General features: G+C 44.9%; 20 protein-coding genes. 12 read left to right on the top strand and 8 right to left on the bottom strand.

Features of this window, described 5'->3' with window-relative positions; all coding sequences use genetic code 11:
• The first annotated feature begins 20 nt into the window (after positions 1-20).
• A complete protein-coding gene (locus AWH66_RS11325; RefSeq protein WP_063603698.1) occupies positions 21-1,655 on the top strand; it encodes a mechanosensitive ion channel family protein in 1,635 nt (544 codons plus the stop codon).
• A 149-nt stretch (positions 1,656-1,804) separates the two neighbouring features.
• Positions 1,805-2,665 carry an SMP-30/gluconolactonase/LRE family protein gene (locus AWH66_RS11330; protein ID WP_063603052.1) on the top strand — a complete coding sequence of 287 codons (861 nt, stop codon included), beginning with the start codon at positions 1,805-1,807 and terminating at the stop codon, positions 2,663-2,665.
• Positions 2,666-2,721: 56 nt separating this feature from the next.
• Here AWH66_RS11330 and AWH66_RS11335 read toward each other — a convergent pair whose 3' ends face one another.
• The 3 genes from AWH66_RS11335 to AWH66_RS11345 all read right to left on the bottom strand — a co-directional run bounded on the left by AWH66_RS11335 (position 2,722) and on the right by AWH66_RS11345 (position 5,314).
• The gene (locus AWH66_RS11335; protein ID WP_006070371.1) at positions 2,722-2,973 is read right to left on the bottom strand and encodes a hypothetical protein; all 252 of its coding nucleotides are present in this window, start codon (positions 2,971-2,973) and stop codon (positions 2,722-2,724) included.
• A gap of 294 nt (positions 2,974-3,267) precedes the next feature.
• Positions 3,268-3,999 carry a carbonic anhydrase gene (locus tag AWH66_RS11340; protein ID WP_063603053.1) on the bottom strand — a complete coding sequence of 244 codons (732 nt, stop codon included), beginning with the start codon at positions 3,997-3,999 and terminating at the stop codon, positions 3,268-3,270.
• A gap of 124 nt (positions 4,000-4,123) precedes the next feature.
• A complete protein-coding gene (locus AWH66_RS11345) occupies positions 4,124-5,314 on the bottom strand; it encodes an MFS transporter (protein WP_063603054.1) in 1,191 nt (396 codons plus the stop codon).
• Positions 5,315-5,431: 117 nt separating this feature from the next.
• Here AWH66_RS11345 and AWH66_RS11350 point away from each other — a divergent pair, with 117 nt between their 5' ends.
• The 8 genes from AWH66_RS11350 (at position 5,432) to AWH66_RS11385 (ending at position 17,477) form a co-directional block, all read left to right on the top strand.
• Entirely contained in the window at positions 5,432-6,199 is a 768-nt protein-coding gene (locus AWH66_RS11350; protein ID WP_063603055.1) for an ABC transporter ATP-binding protein, read from the top strand.
• A gap of 21 nt (positions 6,200-6,220) precedes the next feature.
• Complete coding sequence (locus tag AWH66_RS11355) at positions 6,221-7,147, top strand: ABC transporter substrate-binding protein (RefSeq protein ID WP_083400012.1); 927 nt, start codon at positions 6,221-6,223, stop codon at positions 7,145-7,147.
• An 11-nt stretch (positions 7,148-7,158) separates the two neighbouring features.
• Positions 7,159-9,150 (top strand): Fe(3+)-hydroxamate ABC transporter permease FhuB, encoded by a 1,992-nt coding sequence (gene fhuB / locus AWH66_RS11360; RefSeq protein WP_063603056.1) that lies wholly within the window; start codon positions 7,159-7,161, stop codon positions 9,148-9,150.
• 270 nt (positions 9,151-9,420) lie between these two features.
• The gene (locus tag AWH66_RS11365; RefSeq protein ID WP_063603057.1) at positions 9,421-11,163 is read left to right on the top strand and encodes an IucA/IucC family protein; all 1,743 of its coding nucleotides are present in this window, start codon (positions 9,421-9,423) and stop codon (positions 11,161-11,163) included.
• 16 nt (positions 11,164-11,179) lie between these two features.
• Positions 11,180-12,025 (top strand): GNAT family N-acetyltransferase, encoded by an 846-nt coding sequence (locus AWH66_RS11370; RefSeq protein WP_063603058.1) that lies wholly within the window; start codon positions 11,180-11,182, stop codon positions 12,023-12,025.
• A 3-nt stretch (positions 12,026-12,028) separates the two neighbouring features.
• Positions 12,029-13,807, top strand: a complete 1,779-nt coding sequence (locus AWH66_RS11375; RefSeq protein ID WP_063603059.1) for an IucA/IucC family protein — start codon at positions 12,029-12,031, stop codon at positions 13,805-13,807.
• A gap of 11 nt (positions 13,808-13,818) precedes the next feature.
• Complete coding sequence (locus AWH66_RS11380; RefSeq protein WP_063603060.1) at positions 13,819-15,156, top strand: lysine N(6)-hydroxylase/L-ornithine N(5)-oxygenase family protein; 1,338 nt, start codon at positions 13,819-13,821, stop codon at positions 15,154-15,156.
• A 185-nt stretch (positions 15,157-15,341) separates the two neighbouring features.
• Positions 15,342-17,477, top strand: a complete 2,136-nt coding sequence (locus AWH66_RS11385; RefSeq protein WP_063603061.1) for a TonB-dependent receptor — start codon at positions 15,342-15,344, stop codon at positions 17,475-17,477.
• A gap of 64 nt (positions 17,478-17,541) precedes the next feature.
• On the opposite strand, the gene AWH66_RS11390 is transcribed toward AWH66_RS11385, so the two are convergent.
• Positions 17,542-17,787, bottom strand: a complete 246-nt coding sequence (locus AWH66_RS11390; protein WP_063603062.1) for a hypothetical protein — start codon at positions 17,785-17,787, stop codon at positions 17,542-17,544.
• Between the two features lie 83 nt (positions 17,788-17,870).
• Between AWH66_RS11390 and pcp the strand changes: the two genes are divergently transcribed.
• The gene (gene pcp, locus AWH66_RS11395) at positions 17,871-18,509 is read left to right on the top strand and encodes a pyroglutamyl-peptidase I (RefSeq protein ID WP_063603063.1); all 639 of its coding nucleotides are present in this window, start codon (positions 17,871-17,873) and stop codon (positions 18,507-18,509) included.
• Between the two features lie 57 nt (positions 18,510-18,566).
• Here pcp and AWH66_RS11400 read toward each other — a convergent pair whose 3' ends face one another.
• Together AWH66_RS11400 and AWH66_RS11405 are read right to left on the bottom strand one after the other, a co-directional pair.
• Positions 18,567-19,064 (bottom strand): GNAT family N-acetyltransferase, encoded by a 498-nt coding sequence (locus tag AWH66_RS11400; protein WP_063603064.1) that lies wholly within the window; start codon positions 19,062-19,064, stop codon positions 18,567-18,569.
• 88 nt (positions 19,065-19,152) lie between these two features.
• Positions 19,153-20,142, bottom strand: coding sequence for an endonuclease/exonuclease/phosphatase family protein (locus AWH66_RS11405; protein WP_063603700.1), 990 nt, complete (start codon positions 20,140-20,142; stop codon positions 19,153-19,155).
• Positions 20,143-20,234: 92 nt separating this feature from the next.
• Between AWH66_RS11405 and AWH66_RS11410 the strand changes: the two genes are divergently transcribed.
• Positions 20,235-21,413, top strand: coding sequence for an MFS transporter (locus AWH66_RS11410; protein ID WP_143081496.1), 1,179 nt, complete (start codon positions 20,235-20,237; stop codon positions 21,411-21,413).
• A 74-nt stretch (positions 21,414-21,487) separates the two neighbouring features.
• On the opposite strand, the gene katG is transcribed toward AWH66_RS11410, so the two are convergent.
• Positions 21,488-23,692 (bottom strand): catalase/peroxidase HPI, encoded by a 2,205-nt coding sequence (katG, locus tag AWH66_RS11415; protein WP_063603066.1) that lies wholly within the window; start codon positions 23,690-23,692, stop codon positions 21,488-21,490.
• A 365-nt stretch (positions 23,693-24,057) separates the two neighbouring features.
• A complete protein-coding gene (locus AWH66_RS11420) occupies positions 24,058-25,533 on the bottom strand; it encodes a Na+/H+ antiporter NhaC family protein (RefSeq protein ID WP_063603067.1) in 1,476 nt (491 codons plus the stop codon).
• Positions 25,534-25,547 lie beyond the last annotated feature (14 nt).

Here is a 25,547-nt window from a genome sequence, read left to right on the forward strand (position 1 = left end):
TACTGTTAATGGATGACCAAATGAAACACTCGCTGATAGTATTTTTGAGTTATTGTGTCGTCATGACTTCATGGGCGGAAAGTGCTTTTCCTTTAGCGCCTCCAGATACCAGCACACCTAAAGCAACTTATGAAAGCTATCTTAAGCGGGTGACCGAGGCGAATTTGGCACTAGGGGAGGTGTATGGCGATATTGCCAATGTAAGTGTGGATCAAAAGCAGAATATCTACGCGTTGTTCGACAAAGCCTCACAGACTTTCGATCTATCCGCTATTTCCGATCTTAATCGTCATAGGGTTGCGATGGAGTCGGTAATGTTAATGAAAGAGGTTCTGGATCGTATACCGAGCTTTGAGCCGGCAATGATACCTGATTCTAAAGACGTCCAAAGTTGGACGATTCCGGATACCAATATACAGATAGTAAAACAAGAATCCGGCAATTATCTGTTCTCTAGACAAACGGTGGCGAATCTTCATGATTACTACTCATTAGTGAAGCACTTACCCTCGAAATTGGATTCCACGCCTGACTATTATCAATATTATTCATTGAGTGCAGGGCGATTGATTCCGCCAGCGTGGTTTTCACTTATTGACTCACTACCTCCTTCAATGATGTCTGAAATCGCCGATCAAGCAGTATGGCAGTGGGTTGCATTCTTTTTACTAACCACTCTTCTCACTGGTTACGCGTATTTGGTTTACAGACGAGTGCACCATGCGTTGTTGAAGCCCTCTTTGATGGCATTGGGATTGTTTGGTTATACATGGATGGCTGATTATCAACTCAATCTTACAGGTGGCCTTATGAACCTTCTCAATGTGACAGGGGAGTTGTTGTTCTGGCCTTTGATTGCACAAGTCGCTTACATCGTCGCATCCTCAAGCTGTAAGGTGTTGTTCTCTGGCAATGGTCAGGTTAGCGGCTTGAAAAAGAGCTTGAGTCAGATCACGGGCACCATTGTTGGTACCTTATGTGGGGTGGCTATTCTTGGGTTTGGTTTACATCGCTTGGGTGTTCCCGTTTATGGGATTGTGACTGGGCTAAGTCTAGGTGGTATGGCAATCGCTCTGGCGATAAAACCTACGATGGAAAACCTTATAGGCGGGGTCATTCTATTTATGGACAAGTCTTTGTCTGTCGGCGACTTTTGTAAAGTAGGTAGCGTTTCTGGAGTGGTTGAGCAAATTGGTGTCCGTTCTACATTGATTCGCGCTAAAGACCGAACGCAAGTCACCATAGCTAACGGCGATCTAGTGAAAATGCAAATCATCAATTTCAGCCGCAGGGACCGTTATCCACTTCTGGTGACTCTCAATCTTCGCTATGAAACCCCAATGGAAACGATGGTGAGCCTGACCCGCGAAATCCGTTCAATGTTGGAAGCACACGAGTTGATTTTGGCATCCCCACTAAGAGTACACTTTTCTTCGTTCAGCGATTACAGTCTGGATATTGATATATTCGCCCATATTGATACCCAAGAGCGGGAAGCGTTCTTGACCATCCAGCAAGAGTTACTGATGAAGATAAATCAGATAGTCGCTGAGCATGAAGCCAAATTTGCCCTACCATCGAATACCACGTATCTAAAATCCGACTTCCAGCTTAATAATGCCAGTCAACTCAAAGTAGCGGGTGAAAGAGACTGAATACATCGTTGATTATTCAATAGGGACGATTCCCAGTTCCTTGCTGACATAATTTGTCCTTCAAATTGTTAATCAGCGCTAGCACCCTAGCGCTGATTTTGTTACAACAGTTCCAGAAAATTACCAACCTTAATTGATACAAAAAGGACATGAACGTGGCACAACCTATTCAGTTTGAAAAGTTCGTCGATCTAGATTTTGATTTGGCGGAATGTCCACGCTGGGACTGGCGTAATGAATCTTGGATGTGGGTCAACATCTGTGACGGAGAGCTTTGGCGTCAAAAAGACGGTGTGAACGAAAAACTTGAGTTTGGAGAACCTATTGGTTGTTTCGCTATGCATGGTGAGCAAGGGTTCATCGTAGCGCTTAAGTCAGGCATGTATCACATTAGTAATTGGGGTGCAGAAAAAACGTCTTTGGCACCATTAGTCTCTGAGTTCCCACGCATGCGTTACAACGATGGTCGCACTGCACCAGGCGGACGCTTTGTTGCTGGCACGCGCAATGGCGCCAAGGTTGGTGACCAAGGGCAATTCCATCAGTTGCATCTTGATGGCACGATTGAAGCGCTACCAATGTTCGCCTGGACATGCAATGGACTAGCGTTTTCACCAGATGGTCAATGGCTGTACTGGGCAGATACGGGTTCAAGTAAAGTGTATAAACACAGCTACAATGCTGAAACAGGTCAATATGGTGAACAATTAGTGCATTGTGACCTTACTGAACACAATGGTCGTCCTGATGGTGCGAGCGTGGATGCTGAAGGTAACTACTGGGTAGCTATGTATGCAGGTCAATCCGTGGTTAAAATCTCACCTGATGGCGAAGTTATTGACGTGATTGCTGTACCATCAGAAAACCCTACAATGGTCGGTTTTGGTGGTGAAGAGTTAACGGATCTTATTGTGACTTCAGCGGAAGGCAGTGATGAGAAAGGCAAGCTTCTGATTGCTAAAAACGTAGCACAAGGTCTAAAAGAAACACTAGCAGCAGTGGCGGTATAAGCTCGCTACGGCGCATACCGAATCTGGTCATAGCGGTGCATCTGAGTGCACCGCTGTTAACAACTCATCGACATCTGCTGTTGACGATACGCCGCTCGATTCATGTCACTTAAATCATCTTCTGTAATATACTTTTTGGCGACCACGTTGCCAGAAACCACCAAATGAGAAATGTAATCTCGGCAACTCGTTGTGGGCATATTGCTCCACATGAAGTCCGCTTTGGTGGTATCGCTAAAGCCGATATTAAGCACGATAAACCGTTGCTTATTCCTCATATCGTATACGTTGATCTCGCACTGTTGCATACTGCACCCCCTTGTTTTGCCCACCGTTATTCAAGGCTAACCTACTATTCTCAGTAGGGAATGCTTTTGAACATCGTGTTATTCAAAATCTCATCATTGCAACATATTCTAAATTTTGTTTAACAGTTAAGTTACACGCTACGCGTACGGTAAACTTTGAAGCAGTTCAAAGAGTTAATTTTCGAAAGGTTGGGATTCGTATTTCTGGAAGGTTGATCAAAAAAAATCACCACTAATGTAATGATTTTGTTAATAAAAAGAGTGCTGAGACACCCTTGTCAACTTAGAGCTGAGTTACTTTAGAATTAGGCGTGCGTTATGTGGCTGTGTCGGACGCGCATTATTCCCCATAGTGCCAGATAAGTTATCCAGAGGTGCTTGTTCAATAAACTGCGGGTCAGTCAAAACAATCCAACGTACTCCTTCGCTACATGGTGGGGTGGTTAGTGAACCGTTGTAACGATAATAGTTATGAACTCTTGGAAGCAGTGGCTCAAGTCTTACATCAGATTCCACTTTTATTGACTGACCATTTGCTGGAAGTGTATTCAGAAGAGCCGATAGAGCAGAGTCTTCTCGTTTCCCTATGTCGTACATAACGGCAACAACCGCGAGCTCACCATTGTCATTGGCGTGAACGAAATGCGCTTCAAGTGGGGCATGTTTACCGTTAATGGTATTCTCAGACGGCGTATGAAAGTGGAACTGTTTTAACGAGAACGTTTGTTGGTCCAGTTTCAAGGTGTTGTTGCCAGTGACATTAATTTGAATGGTATGTCCATTATTAGTAACGTTGTCAATAGCACCTGAATAGTCAAACTCAAGTGGCGTCATCTCCGCTGCAGTAAGCGATTGTGTTTCTATGTCGATGGGGCTTTGATTTTTACCTTGGCTGCACGTGCTACTGAATGAGCCCCAGTGTGCGGGGCCGTTATCCGCGCCGTATCCCCAACTTTGCGCGACTACCGCTTGAGAGAATGGTAGCAGTGAGGTGAGAGTTAGAGCGAGTGTTATCTTATTTTTCATCTGATGATTATCCTTGTCTGACGTAGAGAGTGTGAATACTCTGGCGCTAGAATAATGGATAATTTCAGAATGCAATCATTTGCATATTTAATTTGCGATTCTGCTCCAATCTTAACCCAAAAGACTATGTCTTGAGCTGTCGAAATGTAAGTAAAATCATCAAACCAGCGAGCAAGATGCTAAACCCTATTGGTGCAACATCTAAGTAGGCGCTCAATGACATGATTAGGCCTGCCAATCCAAATCCGATAGTATGTCCTGTCGCAATAAGTCCACTGATTTGTCCCTGATTTTCACTATGATATTGCATTGCTTTTGCCGTGTAGGCTGGAGCCATTACAGCGTTACCTGAAGAAAGAACGATGATAGCGATTAGGTACGTGGCAATGTTATGTACCAGAAACAGTCCGTAACCGACGAGTGTGAGAGAGGCACCTAAAGTAAGCATCTGATTGACTGAGAACAGTTTTTTCTTTACGACAAACAACTGTGTCAATAACGTTGCCACGGCACTGGTTGTCAGCAAATAACCAACCCAATCTGACCATTGTTCGGGTGTTAATTCAGGTATGCTTTGCAACAACGGCGTTAACGAGTAATGCAGTACGCCAACGGCTGCACAGAGACAAAGTCCAATGGTGAGATAACTTTTGATACTGCCGAGAAGTGCACGACTTTTTATTTTCTTGGGACTTACTGTTGATGGTATTGAGGGTTGTAATAGGCACAGTGTCACCAGAAATAACGCGGAGGAACCGACGAAAGCGAAAGGAAGTAACGGATTTAACTTTACTAAGGCGACGGATAGCAATGGTCCACCAATTCGGCCAACGCTAAGTGCGGCGCTGACAGAGGTAATCGCACTCAACCGATTTTCTTTCCCAACAGTTTGTATTGCCCAGTGTTGACTGGCAGGCACTAATCCTGACACCGTCAAACCATAGATTATTCTCAATGTACCCAATAACAAAATACTTGTCGTCGTTGAAATCCAATTCTGTTCTAGGGCATGGATGATCAAAGCAAAACCGATAAAGGTAACAGCAAGACCTAGCAATCCGATAGAGACTACTTTTCTAGGTCCGGATTTATCGCTCTGCTTTCCCCAGAATGGAGCGCTAGGTAGAAATAGAACACTGCCAATGGCAATTAGTATCGACCATGTGCCCAAGTCAATATCTGTAGTCATTACCAGTATCGGTAGGGAGACAAGTAGAGCATTTTGTCCGAAACCGATCAGCGAAGCGAATGTGCCAATTAGCCATAGAGTGCGGGTCGGACGTTGTTGCGCTTGAATGGTACGAGTGTCGAGCATAGCAATGAGATTTTATAGAGTGGTGACAGATCACTCTAAAGTAATTACAATGCGTATACAAATCTTTCTCATTTGCAATTATATTAATTGCTTTAATAATAAGATGCTCAATTTATTATGTTTTCATTAAAGCAAGCAAGCTTCCAAATAGGCTCACTTGAAATCCTAGTCCCTTTTGATTTGGATTTTGTCGCTGGGGAAGTCACGTCGCTGTTAGGTCATAATGGTAGTGGCAAATCCAGCTTGATTAAAATGCTTAGCCGTCAGAATCAAACCGCATCAGGAGAGGTCACTCTAGAGGGCAAAATCATTGATGAGTACTCGCCAAAAGAGTTTGCTAAGAAAGTAGCTTACCTTCCTCAACATCCACCTATCACCGATGGTGTCACAGTTCGTGAACTAGTGATGTTTGGCCGTTATCCTTGGAAAGGCGTGTTAGGCAGATATAACGCTGAAGATTATCAGCTTGTCGAAGATGCAATTAAACGTGTTGGCTTGGAACCATTCGCTGAGCGTTTTGTGAGTACGTTATCCGGTGGTGAGAGGCAGCGTGCTTGGGTTGCGATGCTATTGGCTCAACAAAGCGAATGTATCTTGCTTGATGAACCAACCTCCGCACTCGATGTTACCCATCAATATGAGTTACTAAAACTGATTCGAGAATTAAACCAGAGCCTAGGACTGACGGTAATTATGGTAATCCATGACGTCAATATGGCCGCAAGGTTCAGTGACCGTCTGGTGGCTCTTAAACGAGGCCGAATTGTTGTAGATGGCTCGCCAGAAGCGGTGATGAATGAAACCTCACTATCAGAAATCTACGGAATGCCTCTCTCTACCTTTACTGACCCACAAACTCAGAACGTCATCAGCTACGTTCGCTAACCCAATCAAGGAAAGCCTACTGTGTTATACCGAACTCAATCAAAATTCATTCTAACTGCGCTCATAGCATTTTTGCTGAGTGTGGTGTCAACGTTGTCTATGGCAAAAACAGTTCAGCATGAACTAGGAACCGTGACATTTGAGCAAACTCCACAGCGTGTGGTGGTGCTTGATTGGGCCTTGGCTGAGTCGGCGCTAGCGCTTGGTGTGAAGCCGATTGCTGTGGCTGACGTCAAAGGTTATCAAGATTGGGTGGGGTCGCCGGCATTACCTTCAGAAACGATAGATGTCGGTTCACGCCGTGAACCAAACCTAGAACTTATCGCTAGCTTAAAGCCTGACCTTATTCTGATGAGTGGTCATTTAGCGCCTGCTTATGAAAAACTGAAGGCTATTGCACCAACCATTGCTATGAGTATTTACGACGAAAAACAACAACCTTACGAGAACGCTAAATCATTAGTGACTCTGTTGGGAGAGGTATTTAATAAACAAGAACAAGCCAAGTCAGTGATTGCGCAGACAGAGAAAAAGCTGGCAGATAATGGCGCTAAGGTCGCGAAGTTGAACAACGGTAAACCATTTCTAATGGTACGTTTTATTGGCGATAAACATGTTCGAGTCCATAGTACGGGTTCTCTGATGAATGACACTATTTCGGCGATGTCGCTTAAAAATAGCTGGAATGGCCCAACTAACAGTTGGGGATTTTCTTCTGCAAGTGTTGAACAGCTTGCCAAGTATCAAGACAGCAACGTGCTTATTTTTGGTCCGCTTACCCAGCAAGAGCAAGCTCAGCTTAACGCGTCTCCACTGTGGGGAGCCATGGCATTTTCACGAGAGCATCGTGTGAAAATTATTCCTAAAGTTTGGACATTCGGTAGCTTGATAGCGATGCAGAGACTTAGTGATGAAGTCGTGAATCAAGTATCAACACTTGGCCATTAACGGGTTTGCAGATGCAGTTAACAGCTACACAGCGCACTCCCTACAACGTTAAAGCTCTTGTCTCAGTGCTCCTTGGATTAGTGGCATTGATTTGGCTAGTAGATAACGCGCTACCCTACCAATTATCGGCAACAGAGTGGCAAACTTACTTTTTTCATCGAGATGATAGTGATTACCGCCAACTGATCCTCCATTTTACCTTTTTCCCTCGCTTATCGATGGCGCTGCTATGTGGCGCCGCGTTGGCAATTGCGGGGTGCTTGATGCAGCATCTGTTGCAAAATCCGTTGGCCTCTCCAACAACACTTGGCGTGGCTGCTGGAGCAGAACTTGGTATGACGACCAGTCTGCTGTTTGGCATCGCTGGTGGCAGTGTTATTCAGTACTCCTTTGCTTTTGGTGGCGGCATGGTTGCCGCAGCGCTAGTGTTCTTGTTGACCGCTAAAAAAGGGTTCGCGCCGTTGCAAATGGTGTTGGCTGGTATGGTGGTGACCTTGTTCTTGGGGGCGACCAACATGATGTTGGTTATGCTTAATGAGCAGCAGCTAACTAGTCTGTTTGTATGGGGAGCTGGCGCGCTAGCCCAGCAAGGTTGGGACAATAGCATCACTATTTTAACTGTGTTGGGTGTGATTTTAGTGGTCGTCATGGCAATGCTACGGCCGCTTTCTGCCTTAGAGCTAGGTAGTGAAGTTGCTGAGTCGGCTGGCGTGAATGTCGCTAGAGTGAGAGCCATCGGCCTGACGCTCGCGGTTGTCGTGACATCGGTTGTTGTGGCGACAGTAGGAGTGATTGGTTTTGTTGGTCTTGTCGCTCCCACTATTGCCAAAATGCTTGGTGCTAGACGGTTCGTGCATCGAGTGTTTGTCAGTGGTGGTGTTGGCGCATTACTGCTGTTAACCGCTGACCTGATCATTCAGCCATTCTCCGGTGTCTCAAGTGAACTATTGCCAACCGGTGCGATGACTGCATTATTTGGTGCGCCATGCCTTCTTTGGTTGCTGACTAAACACAAATTTGCGTCTAGTTTTAAGGCAGAAGAAGTTGCCAGCAAAGCATACAATCCAAAGCCTTTTGTTCTAGTTTCTTTGATTCTTGCTGCGATATTACTCACGATAGCAAGCTGTGCGCTGTTCTTAGGGCGAACTCATTTAGGTTGGAGTGTTACAGCGGATCTTAACATTCTTAACCTCCGTCTTCCTCGTGTCCTAGGCGCAATATTTGCGGGGTGTGGATTGGCTTTAGCTGGGACCATGATACAACGAATCACAGTTAACCCAATGGCGAGTCCAGAGGTAATGGGTATTAGCTCTGGTGCGGCATTGGCTTTGGTGCTTTGCGCGTGGTTTGGCTTCACGCCAACAAGAGGCGAACAAATCCTTTACGGAGGAGTGGGTGCGGCACTAGTGATGATGGTGATCTTGCAGTTTAGTAAGCGCTCGAACTATGCCCCATCACAGTTACTTCTCACGGGTATTGCTGTGAGTGCGGCGTTAGATGCCATCCTTCGAGTGGCGTTGTCATCTGGGCAAGATAATGTCCAAGCACTATTAACATGGTTGTCTGGCTCAACTTATTTAGCGAGTTACAGTGATGTGTCAGCCTTAGCCTTTGGCGTTGTTGTCTTGGGTGGTGGGACGTTTATCGCGAGTCGTTGGTTGGATATTCTTAACCTAGGGCAGGTATCTGCTGTCTCGGTTGGAGTGAATACCAAGCGTACCCGATTGTTCTTACTAGTGATGGCGTCTCTGTTGACGGCTCTGTCGACACTGGTCATTGGGCCACTCAGTTTTGTCGGACTGCTTGCCCCTCACATCGCTCGGGCGTTAGGTCAGTATAAAGCGAAGAATCAACTCATCGTTGCTTGTTTTGTGGGGGCGATATTGATGGTATCTGCTGACTGGCTTGGTCGAACTCTTTGGTTTCCATGGCAATTTCCAGCGGGGTTAATGGCTTCTGTTGTTGGTGGTGGTTACTTCCTCCTGCTACTACGAAAGGACTAAAAACACACAGCAAAGTGTGACTGGCATCATAAAAATGGCACTTTTTAGTGCCATTTTTCATTTCTGCTTTCTGATGATTCTATCATCCTGTTCCACGTCATTTCCCCGATCTTATCCGCACACTTGTTTCTTTTCACGTTCGTCCCTTGTTAGGTGATGGCTATTTCTTCGTTTGATGCTATTTCGGTAAAGATTCAATATATTGATGTTGAGTGTGATAATCATTAGCATTCGCATTTGATTATCAGGGTTACGGAAGAGGTAAGAAAAATGACAACCCATCATGCCAATTTTACTGATGTGGCGGCGAACTGTTTTTGGAACGGACTGTATCGTGAGTCTGCACTTGTGGAGATTGTGAACAAGGAAGGCACCAAGTACCTTTGTGCTCCTATTCGCGATGGTAAGTTAATTATTGTTGAGGTATTGAGTGAGTCTAATACCGGTATTAACCGTTATTCACCATCAATTGAGCTGCGCAATTCTCGTGGCGATTATGCAGAGACATTAAGCTTCCAGCAGGCCTGTGAACTCATCATTGCCAATGAGGACATTGCTGGCAGCATTGATGTTACGCAGCGCAACCATTTCCTCGGTGCGGTATCGGAAAGTCATCGCAATACTTGGGTGGCACTTGAGCAGTATGGTCAAAGCTTAGGGGAGCAGCAAACGTCGTTTGAGGAATCTGAGCAGAGTTTGTATGTCGGTCACTCATTGCACCCGGCACCAAAAAGTCGCTCCAACCTTAGCTTCGAAATTAGCCAGCAATTGTCTCCAGAGTTAAAAGCCAATTTCGCTTTGCGTTGGTTTGCAGTGTCCAATGAGTGTGTGTTTGGTGGTGCGGTAACCGGTAGTGATTGGCGTGAGTATGTTAAGCAGCTTCAGGTGAGTGAAACAGCATTACCTAATACCGCAAAACTGTACTTAAACAGTACGAGCTGGCAGGTTATCCCGATGCATCCTTGGCAAGCGACACAGTTGTTAACACTGCCTCAAGTGCAGGAACTGATAGCCTCCGGAAAGTTGGTTGATCTCGGGCTGGGGCAATCTACATGGTTTGCAACGTCATCCACTCGCGCTATTTATAATCCGACCGCGCCGTTTATGCTCAAGTTCTCGCTGAGTGTGAAATTGACCAATTCGATTCGCTTGTTATCTGAGAAGGAAGTGAAGAGAGGGACGGCACTTGCGGGTATTTGCCAATCACTCTCTGATGATGCGAAGAAGTATTTCGCCAATGGATTGTCTATCATCCACGAGCCAAGTTACTTCGGTTTAAAGGACAGCAAGGGTGAGGTTATCGATGAATCCTTGGCGACCGTACGCGACAACCCGTTTGCGGTTGATGATCAACAATCGATGAAATCTCATGGTGTACTTGCGACCCTTTGCCAGCAGACTCCTTATAAGCAGAGCGGCTATGCATTATCCAACGAACTTCTCATGCTGGCGCAGAATAATCAAACAGACGCCGAAACATTGGCAACACAATGGTTTGAAGCGTTTTGTGACAACGTTGTAGTACCGATTTTCGAGTTGCAAAGCCAGTTGGGTATCGTGTTACTTGCTCATCAACAGAATATCGTTGTAGAGCTAGAGCAAGGTATGCCAACCAAAGGTTATTTTAGAGACTGCCAAGGTGTCGGGTTTACCAAGCTCGCATTTGAGCACTTCCCGCAATTGGGGAGCCCAGAGACGACAGAAAACTATTGGGATAGAGCAAAAGTAAACCGCTATTTCCCCTACTATCTAATTTTGAACTCATGTTACGGCGTCATAGCAAGCTTATCGCCATTAGTTGAAGAATCGCTTCTATTTGAGCTGTTGAAGCAGCGTCTAACTCAGCTATACCAATCCGCTCCAGCCGATACAGATTGCCTGCATTATGTGCTCAACTCTGACACTTTGTGCTGCAAAGGAAACTTCTATTGTTACCTGCAAGGTTTCAACGAGAACTCCATCCCCGATCCTTCGGTTATCTATTTTGAACTTCCTAACTATTTATCACGTTGATTAAAAGGGTTACGTCGTGAATACAGAACAACTTGTGCGTGACGTTGAGACGCAGTTTACTCACCACCCCGACTTAGAGGCGGTGTCGCTAACAGAACAAGAATGCCAGCTTTTAGGTTTTCCTTTGCAGTGGTTGGATAAAACGGGAATTGATAGACCTTGTTTCTTCCAAATCAACCACACGGGCCTTTGTCATCAGTCTTCTGATCGTTTTCCCTATAGCAAGCAGCAAAGCGACCCTACGAGAGGCTATTTGGCTGCACGTCCACCTAAACCCGAAGGTGAAGTTTACCGTCGATTTGATGTTGCCTTAGAGAAAGTCATATCGTTTCGAACGTTTGATTTCGACAAAGACCTAGCTCGCTTTACTCAATGGATGAACAATCCTCGAGTCGCTGAATTCTGGGAGCAAGCTTGGACGGAAGACAAGCTCGAAGAGTTTGTTGAAAACCGATTCTCGGATGGTTTTACGTTGCCTTTGATTGGCGAAATTGACGGCCAACCATTTGGCTATTTTGAAGTGTATTGGGCCGCCCAAGATAGGTTAGCGCCTTATTATGATTGCCAGGAATTTGATCGAGGAATCCATCTGCTTGTTGGTGACGAAAACTATCGAGGCAAGCAGTACTTCGACGCATGGTTGCGTGCCTTGTGCCATTACGCTTTCTTAGACGATGTTCGAACGCAACGTATCGTCATGGAACCTAGATTCGACAACGTGAAGCTGTTTAAACGTCTTGCGAGCAGTGCGTTCGAAAAGCAGTTTGAATTCAACTTTCCACACAAACGTTCGGCATTAATGATGATGAAACGAGAAGTGTTTTTCCATCTCGCTTGGTCGATGGATAGTGAGAGGGTCTAGGGTATGGATGCTAGTCAGGCTATTTCTCAGTATTGGTCGCGCGCCAATCGGAATTTGGTGGCAAAAATCATCAGTGAGTTTCACTACGAGGGTGCGTATGAGATAGGAGAGACCTCAGATTCAAACCTCTGTGCCGCTCGTATCGGCAACGCTCAGTATCATTTTCAGGGACGTAAGCAGATATGGGGCAGCTATCGCATTGATGCCGACTCATTAGTTCGTGTTTGTGAAGAGCAAAATAAGACCACTATCGAGGCGAACTTATTATTGGCTGACCTCAAGCTTCATCTCTCAATGAGTGATCATCGAGTCGCTGAGCACGTCGAAGATATGAACGCTACGTTGTATTCCGATTGCTTGATGATGGCTGAGAATGCAAAGCGAACTGTGAGTGACATGTGTTCGATGAGCCTAATTGAACAGCAAGCGGCGATTGCAGGGCACCCCAAGTTTGCCTTCAACAAAGGAAGAAGAGGGTGGGGTGTGAGTGACTTAGAACATTACGCACCGGAATTTAGTGGTCATTTTCAGCTTGTTTGGTTGGCGATTCGTCGCGCTAGTTTACAAGTTGGTATAACCAGCGGTTTAAACTGGAATCACGATCTTGTGGCAAGCATGTTATCTCCATCTGAAATGGTGTTGTTTGAGAACAAACTTGCAGCAGATTCGCTGAACCCAGAAGACTATCTGTTGATACCCGTTCACCCATGGCAATGGGAGAATAAGTTGGCGATGGCCTACATTAAAGAGATAAGTGATAAGACACTGGTTTATCTTGGTGGTGCAGGTAAAAAGGTCTCGCCGCAGTTATCCATTCGAACTTTGAGTGTCATTGATGATTCGAGCGGCATTCCAGCGTTTGATATCAAACTTCCTCTTACTATTATGAATACCTCGTGTTATCGAGGCATTCCAAGTCGATATATCCAAGCGGGACCTTATGCTTCGAGCTGGATAAAACAAAAATGCGAAACAGATCTTGAGCTGCAACGGCTAGGTACTCAAGCGTTGGAAGAGCCGGCGAGTGCGTATTTAGCGTCCAGTGCCTATTCACAGTTACAAGACGCCCCCTATCGATTTCACGAGTTACTTGGCGTTATTTGGCGAGAATCCGCAGAAAGTAAACTGGAACCCGGTGAACACGCCTACTTGATGGCATTGCTGTTTGAGTTAGACAGTCATGGTCAACCTGTGGTGATAGAACTGATCAACCAGTCTGGACTGACGGCGACGCAGTGGCTGGAAAAACTATTTACCGCGGTCGTGATTCCTTACTACCACTTGTTGGTGAAGTATGGAATATCGCTCATCGCCCATGGTCAAAACGTCACAGTTGTATGTCGTGACGGCACTCCTGAGCGAATTCTTTTAAAAGATTTTCAAGGCGATATGCGGTTAGTTCAAACGGATATTCCTGAGCTTGATGCACTACCAGATATTGTCAAACAAGTCACCACACGCCTACCGGAAGAACTGATCATTCATGATCTGCAAACTGGTCATTTCGTTACGGTACTGAGATTTTTATCTCCGCTGCTTGAGAAAATTGAGGTGACAGAGCTGGAGTTTTACTCCGTATTAGCAAGAACCATCCGTCAATATCAAGCCAGACATCCGGAGCTTGCTTCACGTTATGAAGCACTGGATCTATTCAAACCACAGATCCTAAAACTGGGCCTCAATCTGTCTAAATTCAGGCACGATACCGACAACAGCAGCGACCGTATGCTTCCGGATATGGATCTTTATATGGACAACCCACTTTATTTTTCAGAACGATAAGGATGACTACTATGACAAATTCAAAGCAACACGAAATATACGATCTTGTAGGGATAGGCGCAGGACCTTTCAATTTGAGCATTGCTGCGCTGTCTAATGAAGTTAATACATTAAAAACCGTATTCTTAGAGGCGCGAAGCGAGTTTTCATGGCATCCGGGGTTATTATTGGATGGTGCCAATATGCAAACTCATTTCTTAAAAGATCTTGTGAGCGCAGTTTGTCCGATGAGTGAATATTCATTCTTAAATTACCTAGTCTCTAATAAAAAATATTATCGTTTTTTGAGTACGGAACAGAGCTGTATTAGTAGACAAGAATTTTCTGATTATCTTTCTTGGGCAAGTAAAAATATGCCTAACGTTGTGTTTGATAGTGCGGTACAGAATATTGAGAAGCACGATGGTTTATATCACATACACACCAAAGATTCGGTTTATCGTGCCCGCCATATTTGTCTTGGAACGGGCAAAACGCCGTACTTCCCTGAATGTACTAAGCCTTCTCTAGGGGCCAATGTATTTCATGCGGCCGAAATTGGTCTGCGAGAGCGTAACTTAACAGGAAGAAGAGTCACCATTATCGGAGGAGGACAGTCTGGTGCTGATATATTCCTAAATGTTTTAAGGGAGAAATGGGGTAAACCAAGCCACTTGAACTGGGTGACAAGAAGAGCGAACTATCAACCTTTAGATGAAGCTGCCTTTACCAATGAATACTTTACCCCAGAATACGTTGATACGTTTATTGGATTAAACGACAGGGTAAAACAACGTGAAATCGCCCATCAAAAACTTACGTCTGACGGCGTTACTCAGAAATGCCTATTGGAGATATATCAAGAGTTATATCAACGATTTGACGTTATGAAGGAAGAGCGTTGGATAGAGCTTCTCCCACATCGCACTCTGACAGCAATGGAAGAAACATCACAAGGGCTGAAGCTCAACTACGCTAACGCAATTACTGAAACAGACGAGGAAGACAATGCCGACATAGTCATTCTGGCAACGGGGTATCAAGGGCAATTGCCTTCCTGTGCTAAAGCACTTGAAAGTAGCTTTGAGCGTGACCAAAACAGACAGATTCGACTCAATGGCGCATTTTCTATTGAACTGAGTGACGGCGATGAAATAGGTAATGTATTTGTGGTGAATGCCGGTTTACATTCACACGGAATTGCTGAGCCGCAATTAAGTTTGGCAGCATGGCGTGCGGCGAAAATAATAAATCAAGTTGCAGGTCAAGTTGCTTTTGATATTGAGGCTGTTAATGGTCTTATGAATTGGGGAAACATTAAGATGGAGCGTTATGAAGAAAGGGCATTAAAAGAATTAGCTACTTCTTAAATAACAAAAGCATCAATTATATAACTGGGTTATTAACGACTAATTATTGCAAAACGTGACAAACTAGTAATAGAAATGGTAATAATTATCATTTATCATTCGTTTCGCTTGTGGGATGGGCGTGCTACACCAACAGCACTGCCGATAATTAGAGTTAATAACCAAAAATGTAAAAGAGTCAGAAAATGAAAATCAGCTCAAGGAAGTTCCCCCTTAACGCCATTTTGGCGACCATGATAGTGTCAGGTGTTTCAGCTTCAGCAGTGGCGGAAACTGAATCGTCAAATACCGCTACTAATACCGATGAAAAAATGGTGGTAGTAGCGAGCCGTACTCCAAAAAGTATCAGTGAAATTCCGGGTACGGTTTGGTACGTGGGTACAGAGGAAATTGAAGAACAATATCGCGCAGGCAAGAGCTTGGATGAAATCCTTGCGGCGACTGTGCCTTCACTTGATGTAAATAGTGGTGGTCGAACGCACTCGGGGCAGAACCTGCGTGGACGAAGCATCATGGTAATGATTGATGGCGTGTCATTGCAGTCAGTTCGTTCTATTAGTCGTCAATTAGACTCCATTGACCCGTTCAATATCGAACGCATAGAAGTGCTATCAGGTGCGACATCGGTTTATGGTGCTGGTTCGAGTGGTGGTGTCATCAATATTGTGACTAAAAAAGCACAAAGCAACGATCTTCAATTTGAATCATTTGTCGGTGGTACATCAGGCTTTAACTCTAGTGAAGACGGGGATTATAAGCTCGCTCAGTCTGTTTCAGGTGGTAACGACAAAGTGCGCGGTCGTGCATCGGTTGCTTACAACAAGACACAAGCTTACTACGACGCGAATGGCAAGATGGTGACGCCAGATATTACCCAAGGCTCGACTCAGTTTAACGAGACAGTCGACTTATTGGGTAATATGCAAATTAGTCTTACTGATACTCAAGACCTTAACCTGTTAGCTCAGTACTATAATAGTCAACAAGATTCGCCTTACGGTTTGTATTTTGAGAAGGACAGCAATGGTGTCTATAAGTTTGTTGATGTTCGCAAAGGCTATGAAGCTGATCGTCAGCAGGGCACTGAGCGCTATATGCTAAGTGCGCAATACACCAATCAAAGCTTCCTGAATCATTTGCTCATTGCTGAGCTATCGTATCGTAAGGAGGATCATACGTTCTCGCCATACACCCAAGATGGTGGAACATCACTTAAGTTAAGTTCATCTAACCAAAATACCGATATTTTCGCGCTAAAAACGGCGCTAAGTAAGTCGTTTGATAAGCTGCAATTAACTTATGGTGTTGATGGTTTTATTGACCGATTCTCAAGCGATCAGGCACTTTATAATCAAACCATCACGGAAAATACTGGTGGCTTGGTTAACAAAATTGATTCTATTCAAGGACGTTATCCAGGGATTGATACCTATGCCTTAGCGGGTTTTGTTCAAGCTGAATATGCACTGACCACCGATTGGACGCTTCAAGGTGGCTATCGTTATCAGTACATGAACACCAAAGTAGATGACTTCAAGAAAAACGCGAGTACAGCGCTCGTTCCGGGCGGTGAAACGGACTATTCTGCGAACTTGTTCAACTTGGGCACTATTTACCATCTTGATCAAACCTCCCAAGTTTGGGCTAACTTCTCTCAAGGCTTTGACCTGGCGAACCCAGCGAAGTACTACGGCAAAGATCCATCAGTTAATGTTAATGACACTAAACTAGATGGTATTCGCACCGATAGTTACGAAGTGGGTTATCGCAATGATTGGGACAAAGTGTCGCTGCAAACGGCGGCATACTATTCATACTCTGATGGCTCGGTTGAATACTCGGCGGATCAAAGTATTAAAGGTATTTCCAACCCAATTCGTATCTACGGTGCGGAAGCTCAGTTAACATATTGGGCGACCAACAATCTTCAACTAGGTGCTACAGGCCACTATGTGGTTTCTGAAGAGAAAGCAGACTCTGGTTGGGAAGCGTATAAAGCGATGGAAGCCAGTGTTCCAAAAGCGAGTGCTTGGTTAGGTTGGTATGAAGAAAACTACAACGTGAAGCTACAAAGCTTATCAACGTTTGATTACAAAGATGCGGATGATCGTAAACTTGAAGGTTATACCGTTGTTGACCTGATGGGCAGTTACAAGCTGCCAGTGGGTAGCCTTGGGTTTGGTATCAAAAACCTGTTCAATGCTGACTACCAAACCACTTGGAGCCAGCGTGCAACATACTGGTATAGCGGTACTCCAGCACTATATGACTACAAAGGTCGCGGACGTACGTTTACTTTGAACTATCAAGTTAAGTACTAGTTGTTGTGATAAATAAAAGGTCTAGCACAGTCTAGACCTTTTTACTTTCTATCTGTCGGCGATGTTAGTTACGCTTTGGACCAGTTCTCACTAGTTCTTTGCCGTTTTCATACACATCTTTAGATACCCAACGACCTAGCAGAAGCTCGTGTTTGTCGCTTAATACCGCAACAAATGGACGACCATCAGAATTAGAGGTTGCTAACGCGATGCCAGCGACGTCTTTTAGTCCCAATGCACCACTTTCTACTTGAATGAGAAAGTTCTCTAGCTGCTCAAGCGTTTCAATTACATCATTTTCAATATTCATCAGATTCTATCTCTTGCAGATAATGATTGGTGGCGTACTCTACCTAAGTTAAACCAAGAAACCAATAATAGGCTGGGTAGTAAATGAAAAAAGTGTTGATAGCAGGCTTTGATGTGTTTGGAGATAACATGATTAACCCTGCGTTGGAAGCGATTAAACGACTATCCAATCAGCAGCTCCAAGGTGCAGAAATACGGGTATGCAAAGTACCCGTCACGCGATATGAATCTATCGACACAGTGGTTGCCGCTATTGAGACTCACCAACCCGACGTAGTTCTAAGTGTTGGGCTAGGTGCAGGACGAGCTGCGATTACACCTGAGCGAGTTGCTATTAACATCGATGACTTTCGCATCGCTGATAATAACGGCAATCAGCCAATTGATGTTCCTATTGTGAGCGATGGACCCGATGCGTATTTCAGCACGCTGCCCATTAAGGCGATAACAGTAACACTACAACAACAGGGTATTCCCTGTCAGGTATCCAATACTGCGGGGACGTTTGTGTGCAATCACCTATTTTATGGTGTGCAACATTACTTGCGGGGTAGTGGTATTAAACATGGCTTCATTCATGTTCCATTGTTACCTGAGCAAGATACCGACAACAGTCTACCTACTATGTCGTTGGATAAGATTGTCGAGGGGTTGAGACTTGCGGCTCAGGTTGCGGTTAATTGTGATAAAGATAGTAAAGTGGGAGCAGGACAGATTTGCTGACAGAAGTGAAGCCAATACCAAGAACACGGTGATCTCGTGTTCTTGGTAAAATTGTCACTACAGTTGATCTTTTAATCGAGCCATATAATACGTCGATATAAATTCGCCGTCTCGAAAGACTGAGCACAGCGCCTCACCTTCAATCTCAAAACCGAATTTAGAGTAGAGGGCGATAGCTGCCTTATTGTCGGCGTTTACTTCGATCTGTACCCTTTGAACATTGAGCCAATTATCTGTTAGGTCTAACACGGTTTCCACCAGTCGGCTTCCAATGCCTAAACCATGATATTCATCATGAACACCAATCCCAAAGCTTGCACAGTGGGCCGTTCTTGGGCGCTGAGAATGTTCTAGTCCAATATTACCGACAATTTTTCCGTCTAATTCGGCTACGTAGCTATACACTCCAGCAGGTATATTACTTAGCCTTTCTTGCCACATTGCGACCGAAGGTAAGGGCAGTTGTAGGGTTTCTCGTTGTGCTTTTGGTTGCGAATAGAGCTGACTCAGACCCTCTGCGTCTCGTAGTTCTGTTGGTCGAATAATAACGTTCATGTCAGCCTCCTCGCTTGTGATGTTGTTAACTCCTATAACTAATTGAATTTTTTATCATAAGCAAGCGCTTTATCTTATTGGATTGAGATTAGGTACGCGTTTCAAACGAGACGGAAACCAAAGCATGGTCGGTACTGAGGTCATCAATGCCAAATATGGGGTCAATAATATGCTTGTTAGTGAGCTGATAGTCAGTCACCTCAAACATTGAGCGTTCATAGTTAGGGCAAAACTCGCTGGATAGAAGAATATGGTCTAATCGACTGCCAGATTCGCCATAGTAATGAGTGATAGGTGGTTTAATCTCATCCACAGGACGAACCGGCTTACCTTTTGGCACTAAATCCCAACTGTCGTGAAAATGATAAGCTTTGATGTCTGCGAGGGTATCTTTCCTTCGATGACGGTATTGGCTTCGAAACGGTTCGAATTCGTTACTGCCAATATTGTTGTTGAAATCGCCAAGCAGTAGAAAAGGTCGTTGGTAGCGTTGCTTATTTTGCACTATAGCTTGGTGCAACGCGCCTGCCTCTTGAATTCGTATCAGCGATGAAAGTGTCTGACCTTGCGTTTCAACGAGCCAAGCATCGACAGTAGACTTGTCGTCTAGACTCTCGTCAGGAAGCGTTGGTCTTTTTGACTTGAGATGAACGTTGTACATGTCCAACTCCCCGAGTCCATCGATATTCACGGAAATGTGTAATGCTGGACGGCTGAACTCTCCTTCAAAAGGAGCTAGGGAAGTGAGATTTGAGTGACGGACAATTGGATAGCGAGAGGCAATGGCCAAAGCAGGATGAGAGTATATATATCCGGACTCTAACCGTGGCTCAGTATTGTAAGTAAAATAACCATAACCCAATGATTTAACTAAGTCCCGCAACGCTTCAATCGAAAACACTTCTTGGAAAGCAATGATATCGGAGTCGAGTTCGATCAGCGTTTGCTTCAGCCACTCTGTTTTTTGTTGCCATTGTTTTGTCGTGTAGATGTTCTCCATCTCATAATAGGCAAACGGTGGTTCAACAAAGTTACACAAGTTGCAGGTGGTGACTTTTAATTTATTTATCTGTGTCAACGTATTAGACTCCACTAAAACTCATGTCTAATCGTGAGCATACATTTCCCATATTAAAAATAATAGCTCCTTAGGAATTGATAATGTCTTCAATGCAAAGCGCTAGCGGATGGCGAACCCCAAAAAACTTTCTCATCATAATCTCGATTATAGTGCCAATTGCGTTTTCGAGTTGGATGGCTTTGCTGAACAATTTTGTGATTGAGAAAGCCAATTTTGATGGTTCTGATATTGGTCTGTTGCAGAGCGTTCGTGAGATTCCTGGATTTTTAGCCTTCACTACCGTCTTTGTCTTACTGTTCATTCGAGAACAGAAGTTCATGATTGTTTCTTTGTTACTGCTGACCTTTGGAGCGGCGATTACGGGTATGTTTCCCTCGGTTGCGGGTTTGCTAATTACCACATTAATTATGTCGACGGGTTTTCACTACTTTGAGACACTTAAACAATCCCTGTCACTGCAATGGTTAAGCAAAGAAGAAGCGCCTGAAGTGCTGGGCAAACTCATTTCTGTGGGAGCATTAGCTTCTCTATTAACCTATGGCGCGTTATGGGTGATGGTTGAAGTATTCAAGCTGGATTATATATGGGTTTACGGGATTAGTGGTGGCATTGGCTTTGTATTAGTGCTGTTTATTGCCTTGTCTTTCCCTCAATTCCAAACAGAAACCCCTCAGACTAAAAAACTGGTACTGCGTAAGCGTTACTGGCTGTATTACGCCCTTACTTTTATGAGTGGTGCAAGAAGGCAGATTTTTACCGTTTTTGCTGGTTTCTTAATGGTGGAAAAGTTTGGTTACAGCGTTTCTGATATCACGCTTCTGTTCTTGATTAACTACTTGTTTAACTTCCTCTTTGCTAAAAAAATCGGTCGGTTTATTGGTGTGGTTGGTGAGCGTAAGGCGCTTATGTTTGAGTATGTTGGACTGATCTTTGTTTTTGTGGGTTATGGACTGGTTCAAACGGCAGAATGGGCAGCGGCACTTTACGTTGTTGACCATCTTTTCTTTGCGCTTGCGTTAGCAATCAAAACCTATTTCCAAAAGATCGCAGACCCAGCGGATATGGCGTCTACGGCGGGAGTATCCTTTACCATTAACCATATTGCAGCTGTTATCATTCCTGTTACCTTCGGATTTATCTGGCTGATTTCACCTTCAAGCGTGTTCTATATTGGCGCAGGAATGGCCGCGATTTCATTACTATTGTCACTCAACATTCCTCGAAAGCCAGAAGAAGGCAATGAGGTAAGAGTACTTAACTGGAGTTAGGTTAATACTGAACCGACCCTAGAAACAAAAAAGCCACTTAGTACAAGTGGCTTTTTCTTATGTATGTATCGTAATTAGATGTCGAAACGATCGGCGTTCATCACCTTGACCCATGCAGAAACAAAGTCGCAAATAAAGGTCTCTTTGGCATCATCGCAAGCATAAACTTCTGCTAACGCACGCAGTTGCGAGTTCGAACCAAACACCAAGTCAGCGCGTGTGGCTTTCCACTTGGTTGCACCTGTTGCTCTCTCTAATCCGACAAACTGGGTAGCCTCTTCGTTACTCGGACGCCACTCGACATTCATATCGGTTAGGTTGATGAAGAAGTCATTGCTAAGAACACCTTTACGCTCTGTAAGAACGCCGTGCTCACTATTGCCGAAGTTTGCACCTAGAACACGCAAACCACCAATCAAAACCGTCATTTCCGGTGCCGTTAGTGTCAGCAGTTGAGCTTTATCTAGCAGTAAATCTTCTTCAGACACCGTGTAGGCTTTTTGTGCGTAGTTACGGAAACCATCAACGACTGGCTCTAGAACATCAAAGGATGCTTCATCCGTTTGCGATGCTAATGCGTCAACACGGCCAGCTTCGAAAGGAACCTCAACGGTACTGCCGGCATCTTGGGCTGCTTTTTCAATGGCAGCGCTACCGCCAAGAACGATCAGATCCGCAATGGAAACCACTTTGTTACCATGAGCTTGGTTGAACTCCTCTTGAATTGCTTCAAGCGTTGCCAATACACGCTCAAGTTGCGCTGGCTGGTTTACTTCCCACTGGCGTTGAGGTGCAAGGCGAATACGTGCACCGTTAGCGCCACCGCGGAAATCAGAGCCCCTAAAGGTCGATGCTGAGGACCACGCTGTGTATACCAGTTCAGAAACGGTTAACCCTGAAGTAAGAATCTTGTGCTTCAGTTCTTTAATATCTGACTCATTAATCAGTTCGCCAGAAGCCGCAGGTAACGGATCTTGCCAAATGAGATCTTCACTAGGTACTTCCTCGCCGAGATAGCGAGCTTTAGGTCCCATATCACGGTGAGTTAGTTTGAACCAAGCGCGTGCAAAAGCATCTGCGAATTGGTCGGGGTTTTCATGAAAGCGTTTAGAAATTTCCCCGTAGATTGGGTCCATACGCATTGCCATGTCGGCGGTGGTCATGATGGTGGTGACTTTCTGTGACGCGTCATGGGCTTTCGGTGCCATGTGGACTTCTGGAACCGCAACAGGTACCCATTGCCAAGCCCCAGCAGGGCTCTTAACAAGGTCCCAATCGTAGCCAAATAACATATCAAAGTAACCGTTGTCCCACTGGATCGGGTTTGGAGTCCAAGCTCCTTCTATACCACTGGTAGTGGTGTCATCACCCAGACCACTACCAAAGCGGTTACGCCAACCGAAGCCCATTTCTTCCATTGGTGCCGCTTCCGGTTCTGGGCCCATTAGTTCTGGGTCGCCAGCACCATGCGTTTTACCAAATGTGTGACCACCGGCAACAAGAGCAACGGTCTCTTCGTCATCCATGCCCATTCGAGCGAACGTATCACGGATATCACGGCCAGAGGCAAGTACGCTTGGCTCACCGTTTGGTCCTTCCGGGTTAACGTATATAAGTCCCATTTGTACCGCTGCTAGTGGATTCTCTAGTTGACGATCGCCAGAGTAACGCTCATCACCGAGCCAATCACTTTCCATACCCCAATAAACGTCTTCCTCAGGCTCCCAAATATCTTCACGGCCACCGGCGAAACCAAAGGTTTTAAGACCCATTGATTCAATGGAAACATTACCTGCAAGAATAAACAGATCCGCCCAAGAGAGAGCTTTGCCATATTTTTGTTTTACTGGCCATAACAGGCGACGAGCTTTATCCAAATTACCATTATCTGGCCAGCTGTTTAGTGGCGCAAAACGTTGGTTGCCGGAGTTAGCGCCGCCTCGTCCATCAGCCGTACGGTAAGTGCCAGCCGAGTGCCAAGCCATACGAATCATAAATGGGCCGTAGTGCCCATAGTCAGCGGGCCACCAGTCTTTTGAATCGGTAAGAACCGTTTCGATAGCTTGCTTAACTTCTATTAGATCAAGTGTTAGAAATGCCTTCTTGTAGTCGAAGGAAGGATCGTACGGGTTACCTTTTTGATCATTCTGGTGAAGAATTCTGAGGTTGAGTTGATTTGGCCACCATTGTCGGTTTTGTGTACCTTTGCCACCAACTCGAGTATGACTGCCATGCATCACTGGGCATTGCCCTTTTCCTGCGCCACTATGGTGTTTCATTTTTATCTCCATGATTTGAAATGTCTTTAAAAGCGAATGCTAATCAGATAAATAACTAACACTGTGCACGTCCATTCAGCTGCAATACATCCGATTTTGCAGTTACAGTATGGTCGTTTGTATCACAATAAAACAACAAAACGGATTGAGTGAAATTGATTTAAATCAATTAACTAAATAAGAATGATACTCTTTACAATAACTTACAATTTGCAAGGCTATTATGTTTAAATGCTTTAAGAGTGTAAGACACAGATTTGTAGGAAAGTGAGAACAGGTGCTACTTTTTTGGAATCATAAAGCTAGAAAACGAAAAAAAGGGATACCTGCTGAGTAGGTATCCCTTTGGCATTCTTAGGTCGCGGTTATGCAACGACTATGAAGAATAGGGTGGTCGCGACAATACCAATTAACGCGTATGGGAACTGCGTTACGGCATGCTGCATTGATGTACAGCCGGAGCCTTGAGCCGATAGCACCGTTGAGTCACTGAAGAAACATGAGTGACTACCTGCTGCTGATGCTGACAGCATAGCGGCGATGGTTAAGTGCAGTGGAACACCAATTTGCTCCGCAAGAGGAAGAATGATTGGCATGGCAACTGCAAACGTGCCCCAAGATGATGCAGATGCAAATACCAACCCGCCTGTCACAAGGAATATAAGCGCTGGGAAGTATTGAGCTGACAAGTATGGGCTAACGGTTTCGATAACAAACTGAGTCAGACCCAAAGAATCGTTAACACTTTTAAGCATAAAGCCGCCGATAACAGTAGCGAGAGGCAGAAGCATGACCTTAATGCCATCGTACACTGCGTCGAACAGTTCATTCATGGTGACTAACTTTTGAATGCCGTAGAAACAGATAGTAAAGATAATGGCAACAAACACACCAGCTAATAGGTCAATACCGAAGTACCAAGAGGCACCGACTAAAACAACCATTGGTAATAGGAAGTTGATTAGTCCCATAGTCGGGTTTGAGTGTGCTTTGATGTCAGCGCCAAAATCGATATCTGTTGCGCCATCTGGTTTAACTTGACCGTTGCGAGCGCGCTCTTCTGCTTTTTTCATTGCGCCTAGGTCTGGCATTTTGCCAATAGCTACGAAGAAAACAATCGCCAACGTTACCCAGCCATACGCCATATACGGAATAGCTTGAATGTAGGCAGCAATACCTTGTCCTGGTTCTGCTACTTCATTGGCTTCTAGTAGTGAGCTGAAGAAGATAGCCCAAGTAGAAATTGGCACCAGAATACAGATAGGTGCTGCCGTCGAGTCAACAAGATAAGCGAGCTTCTCTCGTGAAACCTGGTAGCCATCAGTAATTTTCTTCATTGATGACGAAATCGCAATGGCGTTTAAGTAGTCATCAATGAAAATCAGAATACCTAGAAAAAATGTCATCAATAGCGATTGATTACGGCTCTTAACTTTGTTCACCAGCATGTCACTGAAGCTAAGGATACTACCACCTTTCTCTAAAATGGCGATCAGGCCCCCCATTAGACCGCAAACGAGAATGATCCATGCGATGGTTTCATTCATCATCACATCCATCGAAATGCCAACGATCTGCTCTACTGCTTGAGTTGGGTCTAGCAGTAATACACCGGCAATTGTGCCACTGAATAGTGCTTCAACGGTGCGGTGTGTGGTTAATGCAAATACAAGCACTAACGATGTCGGTAACAGTGCCAACCAGCCGTAGCTTTCGCCTTCGACATGATTGAGTCCAATCGAGGTAAAGGTAATAAACAGGAAGACTATTGTAAGGCTAACCGCCAAATGTTTACTGCTTATTTTGAGCGGCGCCTCCAGCGCCTTTGTCTGCGTAGTCATAAAACTCATTCCTT

Origin of the sequence: Vibrio barjaei (assembly GCF_001639065.2) — a bacterium.
GTDB classification, from domain to species: domain Bacteria; phylum Pseudomonadota; class Gammaproteobacteria; order Enterobacterales; family Vibrionaceae; genus Vibrio; species Vibrio barjaei.